Origin of the sequence: Ferroplasma acidarmanus Fer1, from assembly GCF_000152265.2 — an archaeon.
In the GTDB taxonomy this organism is placed as follows: Archaea; Thermoplasmatota; Thermoplasmata; order Thermoplasmatales; family Thermoplasmataceae; genus Ferroplasma; species Ferroplasma acidiphilum.
Window position 1 is genome coordinate 1,642,407 of the sequence record NC_021592.1, and the last position, 19,899, is coordinate 1,662,305.

Consider the following 19,899-nt stretch of genomic DNA (forward strand, 5'->3'; position numbering starts at 1 on the left):
ATTATCGCAAATGATATACAATAATCAATTTAAGGTAGAAGAGACATTGCCTTTTCTAGATGACATTGTAGCGCAATGGTTTAACACAAAATATAGCGAATTAAGCGAACCGCAGAAAAAGGCAATACCCTTAATCCACCAGAAAAAGAACGTACTGGTATCATCACCCACGGGAACAGGCAAAACACTCACAGGTTTCCTTTCAATAATTAATGAACTTTTTAAAAAGGCGAGGAATAACGAACTTGAAGATAAAATATACTGTGTTTACATTTCACCACTGAAAGCCCTTGCAAATGATATAAATAAAAATCTTAATGAACCTCTTTCAGAGATATATGCCCTGGCTAAGGAAAAAGGGCTGGATATACCAGAGATCAAAGTGGCAGTAAGGTCTGGAGATACCGCGCAGAGTGAGCGAAATAAAATGCTGCGGAAACCGCCACACATTATAATAACAACTCCAGAATCCTTCTCGCTTGCAATAACTGCAACAAAGTTCAAGGAAAAATTCTCCAGCGTTGAATATGTAATACTGGATGAGATACATGAGGTTTCATCCACGAAAAGAGGGTCATTGCTATCATTTAACCTTGAAAGGCTTGAAAACCTTTCACCAGGATTTGTGCGCATAGGATTATCCGCAACACAGGCTCCTCTGGACCTCATAGGTTCTTACCTCTGTGGCTATAATGGTGAACACAAAAGGGATTTTGAGATAATTGAAGTAAATACAAATAAATATCTTGATCTGAGCATAATTACTCCGGTTAAGGATTTAACAATGGTAAGCTATGAGGTTGCCAATGAAAAAATGTACGATATATTAGTTGATCTGGTTAACAGCCATAAAACGACTCTTATATTTACAAATACAAGGAGTTCCACAGAACATGTGGCGATGCGACTCAAAGCCCGTGGAATAGAGAATATAGAAGCACATCATTCTTCACTGGGGAAACAGACCAGAATTGAGGTTGAAAACAGGTTAAAGAATGGGGAATTAAAATGCGTCATAACATCCACATCCCTTGAACTTGGAATAGATATCGGATACATAGATATGGTTATACAGATAGGAAGCCCTAAATCTGTATCAAGGGCATTGCAGCGTATTGGCAGATCAGGCCACGGCGTGAAGGATCTCTCACTGGGGCGGTTTATAGTATTTGACCTGGATGACCTCATGGAATGTGCTGTGATGACTAAGGCTGCCTATGACCATGAAATTGACAAGGTTACGGTGCCTGAAAATCCCCTTGATGTGCTATCACAGGGCATAATAAGCATGTCACTGGAAAAGAACTGGGACGTTGATGTGGCATATAATGTTATCCGGAACTCATTTTCATTCCACACCCTGGAATACGGCGATTATATATCCACGCTGCAATACCTTTCCGGGAAAATAGAAGGGAATACATTATTTTCCAAAATCTGGTACGATGAGGATGAAAAGGTATTCGGAAAGAAAGCCAGTACCAGAATGATTTATTTCATGAACGTTGGAACTATACCGGAAGAAGCCAATTACAACGTTGTTAATGAAAAGGGAAGGATGATAGGGCAATTAAGCGATAAATTTGTTGAAAGGCTCAAGAACGGTGATATATTTGTCCTGGGCGCTAAAACCTATATGTTCCTGAAGGCAACAAAAAATAATATAACGGTTAAAGTGGCAACGGGAATGAAACCTACCGTCCCATCATGGACCGGCGAATTATTGCCAAGGAGCTACGATCTTGGCATACTGATAGGAGAATTCAGGAAAACCCTCTATGAAAGAATAAAGAACGGCGAGGAAACAGAGAAGTGGCTTATGGAAAATTACCGTGTCGATTCATTCGGTGCCCGTAGCTTAATATCATATGTAAAAACCCAGGGGAATTTCACCATCCCCACTGAAGATTTGCTCTATATTGAAGGGTATATAGACAATGACCTCTATAGCATTATATTCCATATACCACTTGGCAGGAGAGTAAACGATGCATTATCAAGGGCTTATGGGTTGGCTGTTTCAAATAAATACGGTGCCAACACCAGGATAAGCGTCAATGACAATGGATTTACATTAACACTTAACAGAAAAGTACCAATAAAGGACGTAGTAGGGCTTTTAACACCATCAAATTTCCGGGACCTTGTTGACAGATCCATAATCAATACTGAATTATTCAAGCAGCGTTTCAGGTACTGCGCCACAAGATCATTGATGGTTTTAAGGAAGTATAAACAAACGGATATATCTGTTGCTAGACAGCAACTTCGCAGTGACAGATTACTCAGAATACTGGAATCTATGGATAATTTTCCTGTTATAAAAGAAGCATTCAACGAGGTAAAATATGATGTAATGGATGTTGAGCGTGCAGCGTGGTTTGTGAACGATGTAATATCAAAGAAACATTATAAAATAAAGGATTATTCTACAGAAACAAGCCCATTTTCGTACAATCTTATCCTCTCCGGTGTTTCTGATATAGTTCTAATGGAGGACAGGTCAAAACTATTAAAAGAACTCAGGAGCAAGCTTCTGGATAAAATATATGGAACCGAGGGCATAGAATTTCTTATAAAGGACTCAAAGCTGGTTGAGAACTATTTTAAAAATAAGATACCGGCAATTCAGGATATTGAGAGTTATAGGGAATTTCTGGAGCATTTCCTTTATGTTGACCCCTTCAGGAAAAAATTTGACTCGCCGCTGGAATATGCTACGATTGATCTGGATGAAATGACCGAACAGCTTATAAATTCAGGGGAACTTGTGTACTGTTTTATACGATCGGATCAGTGGGTATCCAGGGAATATTACCCGGTGGTGTATGCTCTCTTCAGGAGGGAAATTGAACCGAATAGCAAAGATACAGAAGTTTACAATCATATAGATAATTCAAGTTTTAACGAATTGAAAAAAACAGGAATGCTGGATCAGGATCTGAAGGATAGCCTGATAAAACTTGAATCTGGCTACCGTATCAGAAAAATTATAAAAAACGGGAACCAGTATTACATAAAGAACGGGGAAACGCCTGAAAAACCGGTTAATGGAATGAAACAGGCAGTATCCCTCATTCTTTCATCCTACGGTCCACTCTCTTTTGATGAATTATTGATCAGGCTCCCTGTTGATAATGGAGAACTGGAAACAACGCTCAGGGAAATGGAGAGAAGCGGTTCTTTAATTTTCGATTACATTACCCCGATTTTCATGAAACAGTATATGATGAAGCAGGATTTCGATGCTATTGTAAACAGTACATCATACGACGTTTCAAGAAAGAGGATATCAAATTTCTCCACAGATGTTGCCAGCATTGAAGATTATTTTGAAAAATACGGTTTTGCTTTCGATGTATATGATATAAAGGTAAGGACATCACATTTTCGCCTGGAATTACTGGAGAAAGCTATAAAGAATGGAACGGTATTCTATACCAGGGCTATAAAAAATAAATATGTTTACATTGCTAAATGGCTCATGGATATACTCTATACTTTAAGAGCAGAAAAGAATGGCCCTGAAGAGGCTAAAATACTTGATTATATTGAAAAAGGCGTAGATACAGAGGAAAAACTTTCTGAAATAACAGGATTCGATATAAAGATAGTAAAGGCAGTAATTAAGAATTTGCAGTTTAAAATACAGGTGGTAAACGGGCCTGGTGGGGACATCCAGATTTACAGCCCTGAAGCAGGGATAGATGTAAACAGCATAATAGAAAAGTTCGGCCCCATTACAGGAAGGGAACTTGCAAGATTTTTCTGGGTTAATCCTGGAAAACTCGATTATTCCAGGTTTGCCCCCATTTACTTCAGAAATGAAATTTATTACGGAGAGATTCCTGACGCACCGGAAAATACATCAATAATTGTAAGAAAAAATGACCCCCTCAGCCTGTATCTCGGGAAATATGTAAGGAATGACGATTATAACGCACGGTTTATTTACCATGGTTCTGAAGAAACAATGTTTTACATGGAAGAGAAAGAACCCGGATTATGGATTGAGAACCTTGATTTCGAAAGTGGGAAGAACATCGGATTTCTTGAGACAATTCAAAAAGCCGCAGAACGTACAGGAATGGATTCTATAATAATTGACAGTGCAGATCAGGGCCTTCTGGATACTGCAAGTGGCTATGGTTACAGGGTTTCAGGCAATTATATCTATAAAGGGGATTTTGAAGTTGTAGATATGGACATGGATGGGCTATTATCTATGGCAGTAAATCTTTATGGATCAAGAAAAGGAACAATGAATTATAACGAACTGACAAAGATGTTCTTTGGCTTCAGGACAGATATGGAAGCATATTATTCCGGCATCAGGAATGTGGAACTGGAAAATTACTATAGTTCCATGCTCGTGTATACATTTGACGGGCCATTCAATGTGCAGGCATATGGTACAAAAAATGTAATAGCCCTTTATAAAGCTATCAGGAAACGTGAGCTCACAGAGGAAGAAGAAACTGTGTATAAATACCTGATATCAAGGAATGCCACGGAAAATGAATTGGTTAAATCATTAAAAATGAACTCTTTTAAGGTTAAAGAAACTGTAAAATCACTGTACAGCATGAATGCAATTGCAAAGGACAAGTCAAAGAAATATATAACCATAACTGATGAATACACAAGGATCGAAGCAATAGAAATCCTGTTAAGGGAACTGGTAAAGAGAATTGGTTTCTTTGATATAAAAATTTACAGGAACATGGTAGGAATTTACACTGATGTAGAATATAAGCTGGTTGTTTCGAAACTTTTGCATGAACACACAATAAAGGAGGTATTGGTACCCGGAGAAAACCGGCTCATCTATATAGGCATAGATTTGCCAGGAAAGGCCATTAAGCATAAAATCTCAAGGATAATTCCTCCGAAGGACATTATAGCGTTAATATTCCCTGAGTTCATTAAGCTAAAATTCCATACGGTGAATAGCTACCTGTTCTTTATGGAGGACTCAATTAAACTTTCTTTCTCTGTTAAAAAAAGCGGCAGGTACCTTGGTATTAAGAATATTGTTGGAGATGCCAGCTACAGGGATACGGCAAGGATTGAATTCAACAATACCGGCTATATATTATCAAATTGATATGTACAAAATAATCTATTTAATATGCCCTATTAATTTTTCAAGTTACCTATAATTAGCATTAATTCTCATATCTTATGCCAATATGATTAAAAATCATGAATATTGTTAATTTATCATTTTACTTTATTTTGTAGTGAGCATCGTATTTTATAAAATAACTATTTTCACTGCCTTTTCGGACACTTCAGGTTTGATATAGCCATGAGATTGTATGTAATAGCCGTTAAGCCTATTGCAGTGCCATAGTTCCAGTTCCTTGAGTACTAAATTCCCTTACCGGTGAATTTCTACAAGAGCTGTAAGTTAGAGACAATTATTTACACTGCCAATATTAGGATTTGTAATATTTACAGCAATCATTAATAAATGATCTGCAAGTGGGGCATTACTCAAATATCCAATGGTTGATTATATATAACATTATGAGAATTATTATAGAAATTCTGCCATATCCGAATGGATGAATGAACAATGAATCCAAAGATCTTACCTAAAAAACTCCAGAATTAAAGTTTTAAAAATCTTATTATACTATCTGTCTATCAAGATGTTTAAACTTATAGCTTATAGATATTATTATTGCACAAACAATCATTAGTGCAAATCCAATACCCATATATATTTTTCCATAGTAAAGGCCAGGCTTTATTGAATCTATCTCTGATTTAGTTAAAAAAGCATGATTTTTATAAAAAATGTTAAGATAAACTGCATCGGCATGTAAATAATACCCGTAAATAATAATTATTATGCCAATGAATATGCCAATGATACCGACTATTCTAACAACTTTATCAATCTTCATATTTTTACTTTAATATCATTAGATATAAAAATATTTACATCAGGGCGAGCAGAAATCCTATTTTCGTAATTTTATAAACCTACCCTGAGATATATTTCATTTTTTAAAAATAGCAATTTTTATTATTTCATTTGGTGTTTCTACATTCTCTCTACCTGATATCAGTATAGGTCTCCTCATTTAAATGTATTAAAATATATTCATATAGACACATTTGCATATCAATTTTCCAATTTTTTACCTCTTTTGTACACTATGTTTCTAATAATTTCGCACTGTTTTGATAATTTTATATTTTAATTCATTCAATAAATGCCATATCTGTTGCTTAATATATTTGATGCTTCTATGATCTTTGGCTAGTACAGATCCAGCACTATTCAACACCTCGTTTTACGATTACCGAAGAACGATTTCCATATATTTCTGTTTATTAATTGCAGATCTCCGAAAAAGTACCTTAATCGCCTTCTAATGTTCCTACATTGTTATTGAGTTTTCTCCTCCACCACATCGTTAAGAGATCATTCAAACAGCTGCTTTTCCTGTCACTGAATAAAGTATTCATTACATATTTCATCATTCTTATTCTATCTTGTATTTTTGTTACCTATTAAATCTGAATTGTCGATAAACTTTGTAATTTTATAGCAAATATGTCACACTTCCACACAACAATGAATTTGTTTTCTAAAACTTTTACCTCGTTATTTGCTTTATGTCCTTATTATCATATTCTATGTACTTCCTTAATGTTTTGCATTTACCCATCTTTAATGCAAAACACAACATTTGGCATACCATTTATTTATCATATTTAGAATTGTCTCCATCACAATACAGAATGTAATGGTTTAGCATATAAATATTTCTATAATTTCTAGAATGACTTAGAAATTTAATAGTGGCCAGGAATCAGCCAGAAATAATTGACGCCGTACGTATTATCTATGATATCACGAATTGAGTTCCTTGTATAATGATTTTATCCATAACTCCATTATGGCAATGATCAGGGAATACTGTGAGTTCTTTGTGGGTCAATCCACCGTATATAGTATGTATATCCCTTTTCATATTCAAGTATAAAAATAATGTATATTGTGCAAATGCACCGATAATAAGCAAGGCTGTTGGAATATGGAAAGGGAGAGTGTGAACTGGTCTGGAGGTTATATGATATATGTTGGAATAGATATAGCTAAAAAGAAGTTTGATTATTGCATTATAAACAGTGAAATGAATTTAATAAAAAGGGGAATACTGATAAACAATAACTATGGCTTCAGTGAATTTCTAAAGATAATAAAGAATTATAGAAATATAAAAATAGGAATGGAATCAACAAGTATATACCATGTGAATTTATACAATTATTTAATAGAAAACAGTCGCAGTGCAATAATATTAAACTCTCTGGAGACAAAATTATTGAAGAGTTCAAGGATAAGGAAGAATAAGACAGATAAAATAGATGCAGAAGCAATAGCAAAATATATTATCATACGTAAAAACAATATAATTACCATGGATAAAAATACTGAGAATACTTACACAAATCTTAAGGAATACGTATACACATACATAAGAATAAACAGGAAAATAACAATGGCAAAGAACCAGTTAATAGTAGATATGGATCTATTATACCCCGGATTAACCGCGGTGGCCAATGTTAATTCCAAATATTTCATGGAAATAATAAGCAACATAGATCAAATCATTGAAAATAATTATAAAATAAAATATATCAGTGACAGTAAACACAGTGAAATAAGAAATATCTTAATAAACAGCAATACTAATAATGCAGTCAAATACGACATAGATATAAACATTGAAACACTGGAATTATTGAACAAGCAGTTAATGAAAACAAAAAATATCATAGAAGATGAGTATAATAGTATGGATTCCAAAATAAAGACAATTCCAGGAATAGGGACTATAACAGGTTCTATAATATTGTCATCTATAGGAGACATAAACAGGTTTGATTCTATTATAAAGCTAAGGGCCTATTCAGGTATGGATCCAGTGGTTAAACAATCTGGGGATTATAATATTACATCAAAAATATCAAAAAGGGGAAACCCGTTAATAAGGTATGCACTGTATTTATCAACTGTATCTGCTATTAGATTTAATCCAGTAATTAAAAGATATTACACAAGGAAGAAGAATGATGGCATGAAAGGAAATAAGCTATTAATTGCGTGTTCCAACAAATTACTGAATATCATATACTCCGTATTGAAGAATAATAAGGATTTTGAAGATCCTCTGAATAATATAAATTAAAAAATAATTAAAGAAAATACGTATTTTTGAATATCAATAGCGTAAGCTATAGAAGTTATGAATATTTATATGTAAAAAGTAAAATTAATATAGTATACTATATAAACATTATAATATAGAAAAAAGAGTTAAAGAAAAGGTGAAGTTAAACAATAAAAAAATAAAATACATAATCAAACAGAAAGAAAAAGGAGAATCATCTAAGAAATTAGCAATTATTTATGGAGTAACTGTAAGGTACATAAATAAGATCTATTTCAATTATTTAGAATATGGAAAAGAAGAATTATATAAAACAGGAAGAAAGAAAAAGAATATAGACAGCAATACAGAGGAATTAATAATTAACATAAGGGATAATTATCCTTTATCAGGGCCATTGCCGATAGAGAAATACCTTAAGGATAAGGGTATACAAATATCGCATAATATTATATACAGAATACTGTTAAAATACAATATGGTAAATGAGGATATTAATAAGAAGAACCAGAGAAAATACCTGAAGTATGAGAGGGAACATTCTAATTCACTATGGCATATGGACTGGACCAAGTACAGTGATAGTGAGAAATTGATAATAATAGAGGATGATGCTTCAAGGTTCATAGTAGGAATGGGAATATACAATGAGGAAACAATAGATAATACAATAGAAGCACTGGAGATAGCTATACAGTTATGTGGAAAGCCTGAGGAGATATTAACAGACCATGGAACACAGTTCTTCTCAAATGGAAAGAATGGAATACCTGGAGACCACAATAAGTTCCAGGAATATTTAGACAACAATAATTAGGGTGTCTCACATTTTAACAATTGACGATTTTCATTATCTTCCTCGGTTTTTCTCCCAGTTCCCTGTTTGATATTACCATGAGATTGTACGCAATGGCCTTTAATCCAATTGCAGTATCATAATCCCTGTTCACAGTGTACCAGATATTCTCGCACTTCAGTATCTCTTCAAGTATGCTGAAAGTACGTTCTATTTCCCATCTAAGAGGATACATTGAAGCATATTCTTTTCTCAGGTCAATGCCTATTTTCCTGTTTACGGGTAACTTATTAGGAATAATTCCCCTTCTTTTATTGGTATCAATTACAGGTAGAGCATGTGTATTTTCAAATATATAATCATAAATATCTGATGCATCGTAAGCTGAATCTGCAAGAATATATGAGAAGCCTCTCACAGAATCCACCATATTATGCGACACATGGGAATCATGCATATTTCCCTTTGTAATAAGCCATTCCATTATAATGAGAGAATCTATATCTATTGACATATGGCATTTTCTACCATAAGACCATCCCTTTGTGGTCTTTGACCATCCAGATACAGGGTCTTTATAATTACTCCATACTTTTCTCCTCATTGCAGTTGAATGCTTGCATGTATGGATTATAAATGAATCTATTGCAGCTATTGATTCAACTGAATAAAGATAGGTAATTTCGTTGTTTACTGCATGGAGGTCTATCATCCTTGCCCTCCTTGAAAGGGTCTGGAAGCTTGGTATTTCTGTGATACCAGCCATTCTGATATATTCCTCATGGTTTGTGAGGAATATTCTGGCTGATCTATAAGATATATTGAAAATCTGTAAAACTATCAGTACCTTCAATATCTGTCTATCTGTGTACTTTCTTTTCCTGTCATCAGGCGAAACAATATTATCTATGATTTCCATAATCAATGGGATTTGCTGTGAGGGCATATCCCATTATTGTTTTTTTGTTAATAATGTTCGACATTTGTCTGATATTTTATGAAATGTGAGACACCCTAAACAATAATATAAAACATATACTGGGGAGGATAGATCATCCACAGACAAATGGTAAACTGGAAAGGCTGAACTATACAATAAAACGTTTAAGGCCTTATTTCAGTACCTGGGATGAAGTTTTATATTACTATAATTATAAGAGAAGGCATATGTCATTATCCATAGATGACAGGCCTGTTGTAACACCATCTATGGCATATGAAGAAAAAGGAGGTAAGTTAAATGTTAAAGAACAATAAATATATAAAGGAACTAATTACCAGATATCACACCGTACGTATTATCCAAAAATATTAAATATAGCAATATTATTAGTCATTTGATCTCATTGAACCCATATCTAGTTGTTAGAAAAGTTATACAGGACGTGGTATTAGTTATATTCATTCTCATAATACTGTATATAGTATTTAGACTAATGCCCGGTAGCCCGGTCGACCTATTTTTGCATGGTTTGAAGCATCCAACAGCAGCGGACAAACTTAGAATTGAGAAAGAACTAGGTTTGGCTGGTGGTAAATTCTCCCTTAGCGGATTCATTATATATTTAAAGGACATGATTACGTTTCATTTCGGAGATGATTATTATACCGGTGAGAGTGTTATATTTATGATAAGCCAGGCTTTACCCTATACATTATTATTGTTCGGAGTTGCAGCGGTATTGTCATTTGTAATAGGTTTACCGCTGGGTATATACACATCTTTTTTAAAGGGCAAAAAATCAGAAGGTGGTGTGATATCTACAGCTACCATCCTAAATTCAATACCATTTTTTGTACTGGCCATTGTAGTTTGGGTTTACTTGGCTGCCTATCTTAAAATATTTCCAATAACTGCAGTCTTCCCTCTTAGATATATTACACATCCTTCGCTTGGAACGCTCAAAGTAGTGGCTTATGATTATGCAATGCCCATATTAACTCTCACAGCTATAGAATCGATGGGCCATCTTTTAACTATGAGAGCGGCAATGGTATCTGTGTTGGGAGAAGATTTTATAACGACTGCGGAGGCTAAGGGAGTAAAAAGGAAAAATATAATGTTGCATCATGCAGCTAGAAATGCAATGGTTCCAATGTCCACAAGAATGGCACTTGAATTTGCATTTTTAATGAGTGGCGCTGTAATAGTGGAGGTTATTTTTGGCATTCCCGGTATGGGAACAGCACTATATGAATCGACACTCAAGGAAGATTACCCATTCGCAGAAGGTGCATTGTTTATAATTTCTCTGATAGTAATACTTACGTATTCTATAGTAGATTTTATACACGCATGGATAGACCCGAGGATAAAGGTGTGAATTATGAGTAATAAAAGTTATAGAAAAGAAAAATTACAATTTCGGTTATACAATTTCAAGAAAAATTGGAGATTATTTTATAATTCAAAATATGGTAAAGTAGGATTTTATATAGTTCTCATTTTTGTTGTATTAGCTTTAATTTCGCCATTGATAATCCAGCACAGTGATTCTTTAATATATACGGCTCCTGAAGGGGAGTTTACAGTGGCAGACAGACAGCTATCTTCAAAATTGCCTGTAATAGTTAGTGGAATAAGTGCATCATCCAGCTCTGCAGATGGAGTATATCTGGTATATACAGCATCCGCTTCAGGAATATATGGTGTAGATGTTTGTAATGGGACTTTTTATCATTTAGATCAGAGTCGCACACCCGTAAATAATATAACTGCAATTACTGCAGAAAGTCTAATAAGTGGTGTGCATACATACGTTATAGCAAATACTTCAGGCAACATCCTGATAGGAGAGACAACATGGTCTTCAGGGATTGAAGGGCATGGAACACCTACCATGCAGGTTACAAAAATACCTATGAATAATGTAACAGGACTATTTACAAGTGGTTTTACAGATCATTCACTGATGGCATCGTACACCATTGAATACGATTCAGCATACTATGCCTATCCCGATTATCCTGTGTATATTTATATAATTTCACATAATACTACAGGTTATTATTTAAACCAGTATTATATGTATAATCTGTTACACGGCACAAATGGTGCAGAACATTCTATTAAATTGCCATATAACGTAAAACCTACGAATTATGAGTTTGATGCAGCAGGCTTTAGTAGCAGTGCAGAAGTTTTTGTTTCCCAGGGGAATCACCTTCTTGGATATACAACTACAGGCAAGCTTGAAACGAATATCACTTTAAAACAAAATATAAATATGATATACATACCAAGTGCATATAAAACGTCTAACAATTCATATAATAGAGTATTTGTTCAAGGCAATACGTCCATTTACAGTATTAACACTTTTAATGATTCTGAATCTATGATATTCAATACAGCAAATAGAATAACTACAGTATCCAGCACTGGAGGTTCTACAGGTTACCCATCGTATGTGCTTGTAGGAGTATCAAATAAAACAATGTATATATTGGATAAGCCAAACAGTGTCTTAAGAACGATGTCATTGCCTATTAATATTAATAGAATTGATGTCTTTTCAGATAATTTCCTTTTAGACAATGATACTGGAGCTTATATATTTTTACCGGCGGATCATATGGCAACCGGGTCTTATGTGTGGAGCCTGAGCTTTAAAAATGGTTCGTCCCCCTTATTCTTTGCGAACCCGTTAAGCGGTGGAAGAGAATCATTTGCTATTTCACACGGCGATAATATTTCTATATACTCAACTGCAGGCAAGGATCTGAATCCACTACCTCCAACATTGACTCCGGTAGGTGGAAATAGTATACTCCCGCTGGGAACAACTGCACATGGCAATGATGCATGGTCGCAATTTATAGGTAGTTTCTTAACAGACATAGAAATAGGAATTACAGTTGGTATAGGTATACTCTTAATATCTTTAGCCATAGGCATGCTAATAGGTTATTTTGCTGGTATAGTAAGTGCGGGTTTTGAAACACTGTCTCTTGCAATATACCTGATACCCAGCCTTCCTTTACTTATTGTTGTAGCGGCAATAGTCGGGCCATCACTTACCGGGATAATACTGGTATTAACACTTCTAAGTTGGCCATTTGCAGCGTTTACCCTCATAGGTATAGTCAGAAGCCTCAAAAATAGGGCATTTGTTGATTCAGCAAAAGTATCAGGAGCAGGCACTTTCCAGATATTAAAGAATCATATGTTAAAAAATGTCACACCTATATTAGTTTATTTAACGGCAATTAATATTGGAGGGGCAGTGGCAGCAGTATCAACATTACAGGTTCTTGGGATAGCTCCACTAACAGTGCCGACATGGGGAGGAATGCTTGATGGGTTCTACTCTGATGCTTTTGCATTGGCTCTGGCACCATGGTGGTTTATGCCCCCAATAATTGCAATTACACTATTCATATTAGCTTTCATATTCCTATCCAGAGGAATGGATAACGTTGTAAATCCAAGAATAGGTGGTCGTAGATGATTAATGAAGAAGAATCAAATGAAATAAACAAAATACCCTTAAAAATAGAGAACCTGTCTGTTACATTTAAAACCTTCGGTGGCATGGTTCATGCTCTGACTAACATAAACTTGACTTTGCATGAGGGAGAAACTTTGGGCATTTTAGGCGAGTCCGGTTCAGGAAAGAGTACAATAGCTATGTCTATAATGTCCCTGCTTGCGCCAAATGCAATAGTTGATGGAAGCATAACATTCAAGGATAACACATATGTTTCAGGCAGTGCCACAAAAATAAGCAGGAAGAGTAAAAAAACATTATATGAAAATCTCCGAAATATGAGGTGGAAGAATATATCAATGGTTTTCCAGGGTGCTATGAACTCATTTAATCCTGTTTATACTATAAGGAAACAGATTGCAGAGGCATTCAAAATACATACTGATTATACTGATGAAGAAATAGATAAAAAGCTCCTGGAGACCGTGAAATTAGCTGGATTAAATCCCTCGGTCCTTGATGCATATCCCCATGAATTGTCTGGAGGTATGAAACAGAGGGCGGTAATAGCAATGGCACTAGCCTTGGGTCCGGATATAGTTATAGCCGATGAACCAACAACAGGTCTCGATGTGATAACACAGGCTGAAATAATTTCTCAACTAAAAAAGTTAAAACAGGAGAATAAAATAAAATCGTTAATAATTATTTCCCACGATATAGGCGTTATATCCCAGCTAGCAGATCACATAGTTGTCCTGTATGCAGGAAAAATGATGGAATATGGCACGTCGAGGGATATTTATATTAATTCAAAAAATCCATATTCTATAGAACTTCTAAAGAGTTATCCGAGTATTAGTAATGGAAAGAAACATGTTAATGGTATTCCCGGTACATTACCAGATCCAATTAAACTTATAAGAGGATGCCGTTTTTATGAAAGATGTTATTTTGCAAACGATGTATGTAAAGAGAGTGACCCTGAACTAAAGAAAGTGGGAGATGAGCACTATAGTGCATGTTTCTTCGCAGACACACTTAAACCAAATAAATTAAATTCTGAGGAATACAATGAAAATTATGTGGTAAGTAATGACAATATAATTGAAACAAAGAATTTAAAAAAATATTTTGATTTAAAAGGAGGTGCAGGTTCACTTTTTGCAAGATCACACAGTTTTGTACGGGCTGTGGATGATGTAAATATCTACTTAAGGAGAGGTGAAATACTTGGAATTGTTGGTGAATCTGGATCAGGCAAAACAACACTTGGGAGAACTCTCATAAAATTATACGAAGCTACCGGCGGTAATATATATTACCATTTAAACAACAAAACTATAGATATTACAAAATTAACTAAGAAGAATAGATCAGAGGAAGAATATAAGGAATTTAAAAGAAATATACAGATGATTTTTCAGGATCCCTATGATTCGTTGGACCCGAAGATGACCGTTTTCGATATAGTATCAGAGCCTGTAATTGCCCATAGATATACCAATAATCCAGAAGAAATGCAAAATATGGTAGCAGCAGCTTTAAAGCAGGTTAATTTAAATCCACCCAGCAATTATCTTTACAGGTTTCCCTATGAGCTATCAGGTGGCGAAAAACAGCGTGTTGCAACCGCCAGGGCACTTATTTTAAAAACAAAGTTTATTATTGCCGATGAGCCCACGTCAATGCTCGACGTTTCTTTAAGGGCCGGATTTATGAACATGTTGAATAATATAAGGAAAACTGATGAGCTATCGGTAATATACATCTCACATGATATAGCCTCTGTATATTATTTATCCGATAGAATTGCAGTTATGTACCTGGGTGTTCTGGTTGAATATGGCAATGCAGATGATATAATCAATAATCCTTTACATCCATATACAAAAGCTTTAATCAGGGCAATACCTCTACCAACTCCTGATTGGGATCCAGGAGATATAGAAATAATCGGAGAAATAGGAAATGCTATAAATGTAGAAAAAGGTTGCAGATTCTATGGCCGTTGTATATACCATCAGAAAATATGCAAGGATACTCCGCCTCCATTGAAAGAAGTAAATGGGCATTCCTATGTATGTCATTTCACCGAAGAAGAATTATTGAGGAACAAAAATGAGTTTAAGCGATAAGCCTAAACTAAAATTTTCTTTAATACCAATTATAATACTAATTGCTATGATATTTATACCGTTGCCTTTTCACTTCTTTTTTAGATTTAATTACATTTATTATATGCCAGTCCTATTTTTTATTGCAGGATTTTTTGTGATTTTTGTAGGTGCGTGGTACGATTTTGGCGCAAAAAAGTATGTTACATCTTTGTTTCAATCAAGGCAGCACATTGAAGATTCTGATTTTAACGATATATATAAGCAACAATTAATTATGACACTGATATTTATTGGCATTGGAATATTGTACATGATTGTTGGGTATGTCATTTTTGTAATATAACCAAATTCTGGATATAAGTATATTTAACTTAACTCCAGTTTTTTATAGTTTTTTGCATCGTTTAAAATCATTTCAATTGCTGTGTCTAATTGCAGATCCTGGGATTTCAGAAAATTCTGTGGCATATTTTCAACATATATATCAGGTTCAGATCCATAGTTTTCCAACCCATATTTAACGTCTTTGAACCATGTTGCGAACTGTGGTTGAGTCACTGTTGTATCATCTATGAGTTTGATTTTAGGATTTATGCCTATTACCCCGCCCCACGTCCTTGTACCTATAACTTTTCCAAGTTTCATTAATTTAAAAACGTGTGTGCCTATATCTCCATCAGAACCGGCATATTCGTTTGTTAATGCTATCATAGGGCCGTTAACAGAGTCAATAGGATAAGGCAGTATTATACCGCGTCTCGGGACGTCATATCCCAATCTCTTCCTAGATAATTTTTCCAGTAACAACTGTGAAACGAAACCTCCACCGTTGAATCTTAAATCAACTATTAAGCCATCACGGTTTGCTTCACGGTCAAAAATTCTGAAAAACTCATTAAGGCCATTCATTCCCATATCAGGGATATGTATGTACCCAATCTTATCATTTGTTTTGTCATGTACATATTTTCTATTTGTTTCAACGAAGTTTCTATACCTTAAATATTTTTCGTCTATCATCGTCTTGACATAGTATTTTTTCAATTCGTTTCCTTTTTCAACTTCCAATGTTATTATTTCTTTTGCATGGTTTAACAATACCCTATCGGGATTATTATCTTCATCAAGAGTCACACCGTTTATTGATTTTATAACATCATTCTCCTTTATGTCTGTATATAATAAGGGGGATTTTTCATTTTCATCTGATAAATCACCATTATAAATTTTAGTAATTACATATTTGCCGTTTTCAAAAGTATAATCGATTCCCAGTTTGCCTATGCCTACGGAATCGATATTTGTCAGGTCGCCTCCGATCTCATAAGAATGCGATGTGCTATACTCTCCCTGCATTTCTCTCATTAAATCAGACAACTCAAACCTGCTGCTTATTTTATCCAATAGCCTTTTATATTTAAAGTATGGCTCATCGCCGAGTTTTTCCAGTTTTTCTTTACTCCAAAAGTTTTCCTTTATTAAGTTAAAAGTATCGTATAACATGTTTTTCCATTCATTTAAAGGTTCTACTGTGATACTTAACCTATCTATATCTACGGTATCATCTTTTTTACTTTCTATTTCTTTTTTGATAAATTTATTACCTGATTTCCTGATTAATAAAAACTGTTTATTTCCTGATACTGCATAATTAACAACATCATTTTCGTACAGTTCGCTTTTTTTATTCTTAAAATCAAATAGATTTACATTACCGGCCTTCTCACCATTGTTAAATAAGTAATATTTCATAGACCCCTCTACAGGAAAATAAAATAATAAAACACCATTATTCACCGGAGTAATATTAACATAATCCTCCGCACTTACAGGAAATACCTCGCTTAACTTTAAAATATTTTTTAGATTATAGTTTCCTAGAGTGTTTACGTTAAATTCTTCAGGTACATCTGAAAATAAAGGCAATACATTTTCCTTTAAAGGTATAGCATAGGGTTTTGTTATTTTTGGATAGGCAAAATTAAATGCCAGCTGGTCAGAAACCGGGTCTAAAGACCTTTTAGATAGATAAAATAAGTAGTTGCCATCTATGCTAAAAACAGGATTAAAATCAACAGAACCGGATGTTGTTGCATCATATTTTTTGTTACTTTTCAGATCATATAGCTTTATTGAACTGCTACCATTGTAACCATAATACTCTGTTTCAGGATATGAATATGCAAGCAACATAGAATCATTTGACCATGAAAAATCATTAATTACTCCTGATTTGCTTTCATCTATTTTATTTATGCCCCCATCTTTTATATTTAAAATAAATAATTCATACCTGTTGTTTCCTATTGCAATATAATTATTATCCGGTGATACCTTCAGTGAAAAAATAATTCCATTTCTAAATTCAAAGCTGTTTCTCAATGTTTTATCTATGTTATATATTAGTATATTATTGTTGTCTTCATTATAATTATAAACCACCACATTATTGTTATTCATAAATTCAATTATCTGGTTTTTTAATTTATTTATATTCATTGCCGGTCCATTTTTTATTCCTGTGAATATAGCTTGCCCCCTTGTTATTAATCCGATTAAATTTCCAGAATAATTTATTTTATAATCTGTTAAGTAATCGGTTGCTTTTAATATTCTGTTTTCTGTATTTACCGATGGTACGTTTATATCTATCTCTAATTTTGTAACTTTATCATTTTCAAGTATAAACAAGGATCCTCCCTTCTGGAAAATTATCCTATTATTATCTGAATTTGCATTTCTTACGTAATAATCAGTAAAGTCTGTATGTTTGGTAATATTATTTCCATTCAAGTCTGTGGAATAAATATTTGCAGTGCCCTCGTGGTCTGAAATAAAATATAAATTATCATTGCAAATCATTGGAGAATTAACATTTGATTCGAGGTCAACGACTATTTTAAAGTCATTATTTTTTGCGGATAATATTTTGCCCCTGGTTCCACCTTTATATTTTTTCCAATGGGGCATGTCTATTGTATTCCTCCCAAGTATTATGTTATTTTTATAGTATATAATAGTTAATGCAGGACCTAAATTCAAAGGTTCCAGATTTTTATTTATTATCCTAAAAAGCATAGGAGTTCCAAATGGATAATATGCATCTGTGGAAATTATTAGATTGTTGTTTTTATCAAAACCTGCGATAGATGTATACATTCTTCTGCTTGTGCTTTTGCCACATAGGTAGGTGATCCTATTCAGATTACCATTTTCAATGTCTATTGAATATATATCCGAGGAGTCGCCTGATTTACCAGTCATTAGCCTGAAATATACATATTTTTTATCAGGGCTTATCCTTGGATTAGTTATTATTCCTAAATTGTTTGTTAATCGTTCAACATTTTTATCATCAATATTATATGTCCATAAATCATTGTCACTAACAAATGCAATTAAATTATCCCTCACGTCCGGATATATTAAATATTTTTCCATATTCATTAATAGTCAATCTTTATTTATACATTTTGTCTACTGTGCCGCCTGAATATCATCGCCTTTATATATTTTATAACTTTGTATGGCTTCATTTCTTCCACTATTCTATTTTTATACGTAATTGCTGCTCCAACTATATTCTCACCATTAGCAATAAGCTGGGTGCCCTTTCATCGTTATAATACAAAAGCGATTCATTTCTCGTCTAAACATAAGGCCTTCAAGGCTTTATAGTATGGTTTAATCTTTCGGTTTCCTCCTTTAATTCCGGGGTGTATTATCCATCGCCGCATATGCTTTATATTATTGAGATTAATGGATATCAGAAATTTGTTGTGATTATTATACATTGCATTCTGATCCTTGGAAGAGAACGGTGCCACATAGAATGCAATAATAATTTGTGCTTGCCATATTCGTTGATTGGTTAGACTTTAGGTGTAATTATTTCAGTATAACTTCATTACATCAAAAATTTGAGAATACCAGTGGTAGTATTGTTGTTTTACGATCCATAAGCAGAAAGCCCATGTGTTTTAGCTGCGGGATGAATGCGTAAATTCTATATACTTATAAGATGTCAATCTTCAGGCATTATACTACTTTTAAGCAAGTTATGCCAGCAAATCCTGAGTATATCATTGATCCGTTAGGACTTGTGTAACAGGTTGGGAACACTGATACTCCTAAAGAGGCAATGTTATAACCGGCATTGACCTTAAAACTCAGTAACAGGTTCCTGCAAAACCATCCGGGCTATGGGGGATAAATACGAATCATAAGGAAAAGTAGGAACCCCACTTTAGCTGTGGGAGTATGTGAGACACTACTATTGGCATACTTAACGTTTCTGTAACTCTGAGATTTAGTATGGTATGTTTTATGCTTGTATTTTTAAATTTTATTAGGTA

At 34.1% G+C, this 19,899-nt stretch carries 9 protein-coding genes and 2 pseudogenes; 8 read left to right on the forward strand and 3 right to left on the reverse strand.

The window, feature by feature from the left end; genetic code table 11:
• Positions 1-10 precede the first annotated feature (10 nt).
• On the forward strand, positions 11-5,107 hold the full coding sequence (locus tag FACI_RS08350; RefSeq protein WP_009887713.1) for an ATP-dependent helicase: 5,097 nt from the start codon (positions 11-13) through the stop codon (positions 5,105-5,107).
• Positions 5,108-5,636: 529 nt separating this feature from the next.
• Here FACI_RS08350 and FACI_RS08355 read toward each other — a convergent pair.
• Positions 5,637-5,915 (reverse strand): hypothetical protein, encoded by a 279-nt coding sequence (locus FACI_RS08355; RefSeq protein ID WP_009887714.1) that lies wholly within the window; start codon positions 5,913-5,915, stop codon positions 5,637-5,639.
• Between the two features lie 1,140 nt (positions 5,916-7,055).
• On the opposite strand from FACI_RS08355, the gene FACI_RS08360 reads away from it, so the two are divergent.
• Positions 7,056-8,216 (forward strand): IS110 family RNA-guided transposase, encoded by a 1,161-nt coding sequence (locus FACI_RS08360; protein WP_009886504.1) that lies wholly within the window; start codon positions 7,056-7,058, stop codon positions 8,214-8,216.
• Positions 8,217-8,355: 139 nt separating this feature from the next.
• Positions 8,356-9,012: pseudogene (locus FACI_RS08365) on the forward strand (IS481 family transposase); the annotation flags it as partial.
• A gap of 16 nt (positions 9,013-9,028) precedes the next feature.
• Here FACI_RS08365 and FACI_RS08370 read toward each other — a convergent pair.
• Positions 9,029-9,940, reverse strand: coding sequence for a transposase (locus FACI_RS08370; RefSeq protein ID WP_009887716.1), 912 nt, complete (start codon positions 9,938-9,940; stop codon positions 9,029-9,031).
• A 71-nt stretch (positions 9,941-10,011) separates the two neighbouring features.
• On the opposite strand from FACI_RS08370, the pseudogene FACI_RS10515 reads away from it, so the two are divergent.
• The 5 genes and pseudogenes from FACI_RS10515 to FACI_RS10405 all read left to right on the forward strand — a co-directional run.
• Positions 10,012-10,251, forward strand: a pseudogene (locus FACI_RS10515) (IS481 family transposase); the annotation flags it as partial.
• Between the two features lie 179 nt (positions 10,252-10,430).
• Entirely contained in the window at positions 10,431-11,318 is an 888-nt protein-coding gene (locus tag FACI_RS08375; RefSeq protein WP_009887717.1) for an ABC transporter permease, read from the forward strand.
• A 3-nt stretch (positions 11,319-11,321) separates the two neighbouring features.
• Complete coding sequence (locus FACI_RS08380) at positions 11,322-13,445, forward strand: ABC transporter permease (protein ID WP_009887718.1); 2,124 nt, start codon at positions 11,322-11,324, stop codon at positions 13,443-13,445.
• Positions 13,442-15,562, forward strand: a complete 2,121-nt coding sequence (locus FACI_RS08385; RefSeq protein WP_009887720.1) for an ABC transporter ATP-binding protein — start codon at positions 13,442-13,444, stop codon at positions 15,560-15,562. The genes FACI_RS08380 and FACI_RS08385 overlap by 4 nt, the downstream gene beginning before the upstream one ends.
• Positions 15,563-15,665: 103 nt before the next feature.
• Positions 15,666-15,887 (forward strand): hypothetical protein, encoded by a 222-nt coding sequence (locus FACI_RS10405; protein ID WP_238553351.1) that lies wholly within the window; start codon positions 15,666-15,668, stop codon positions 15,885-15,887.
• A gap of 23 nt (positions 15,888-15,910) precedes the next feature.
• Here FACI_RS10405 and FACI_RS08395 read toward each other — a convergent pair whose 3' ends face one another.
• A complete protein-coding gene (locus FACI_RS08395; RefSeq protein WP_019841748.1) occupies positions 15,911-18,985 on the reverse strand; it encodes a S41 family peptidase in 3,075 nt (1,024 codons plus the stop codon).
• Positions 18,986-19,899 lie beyond the last annotated feature (914 nt).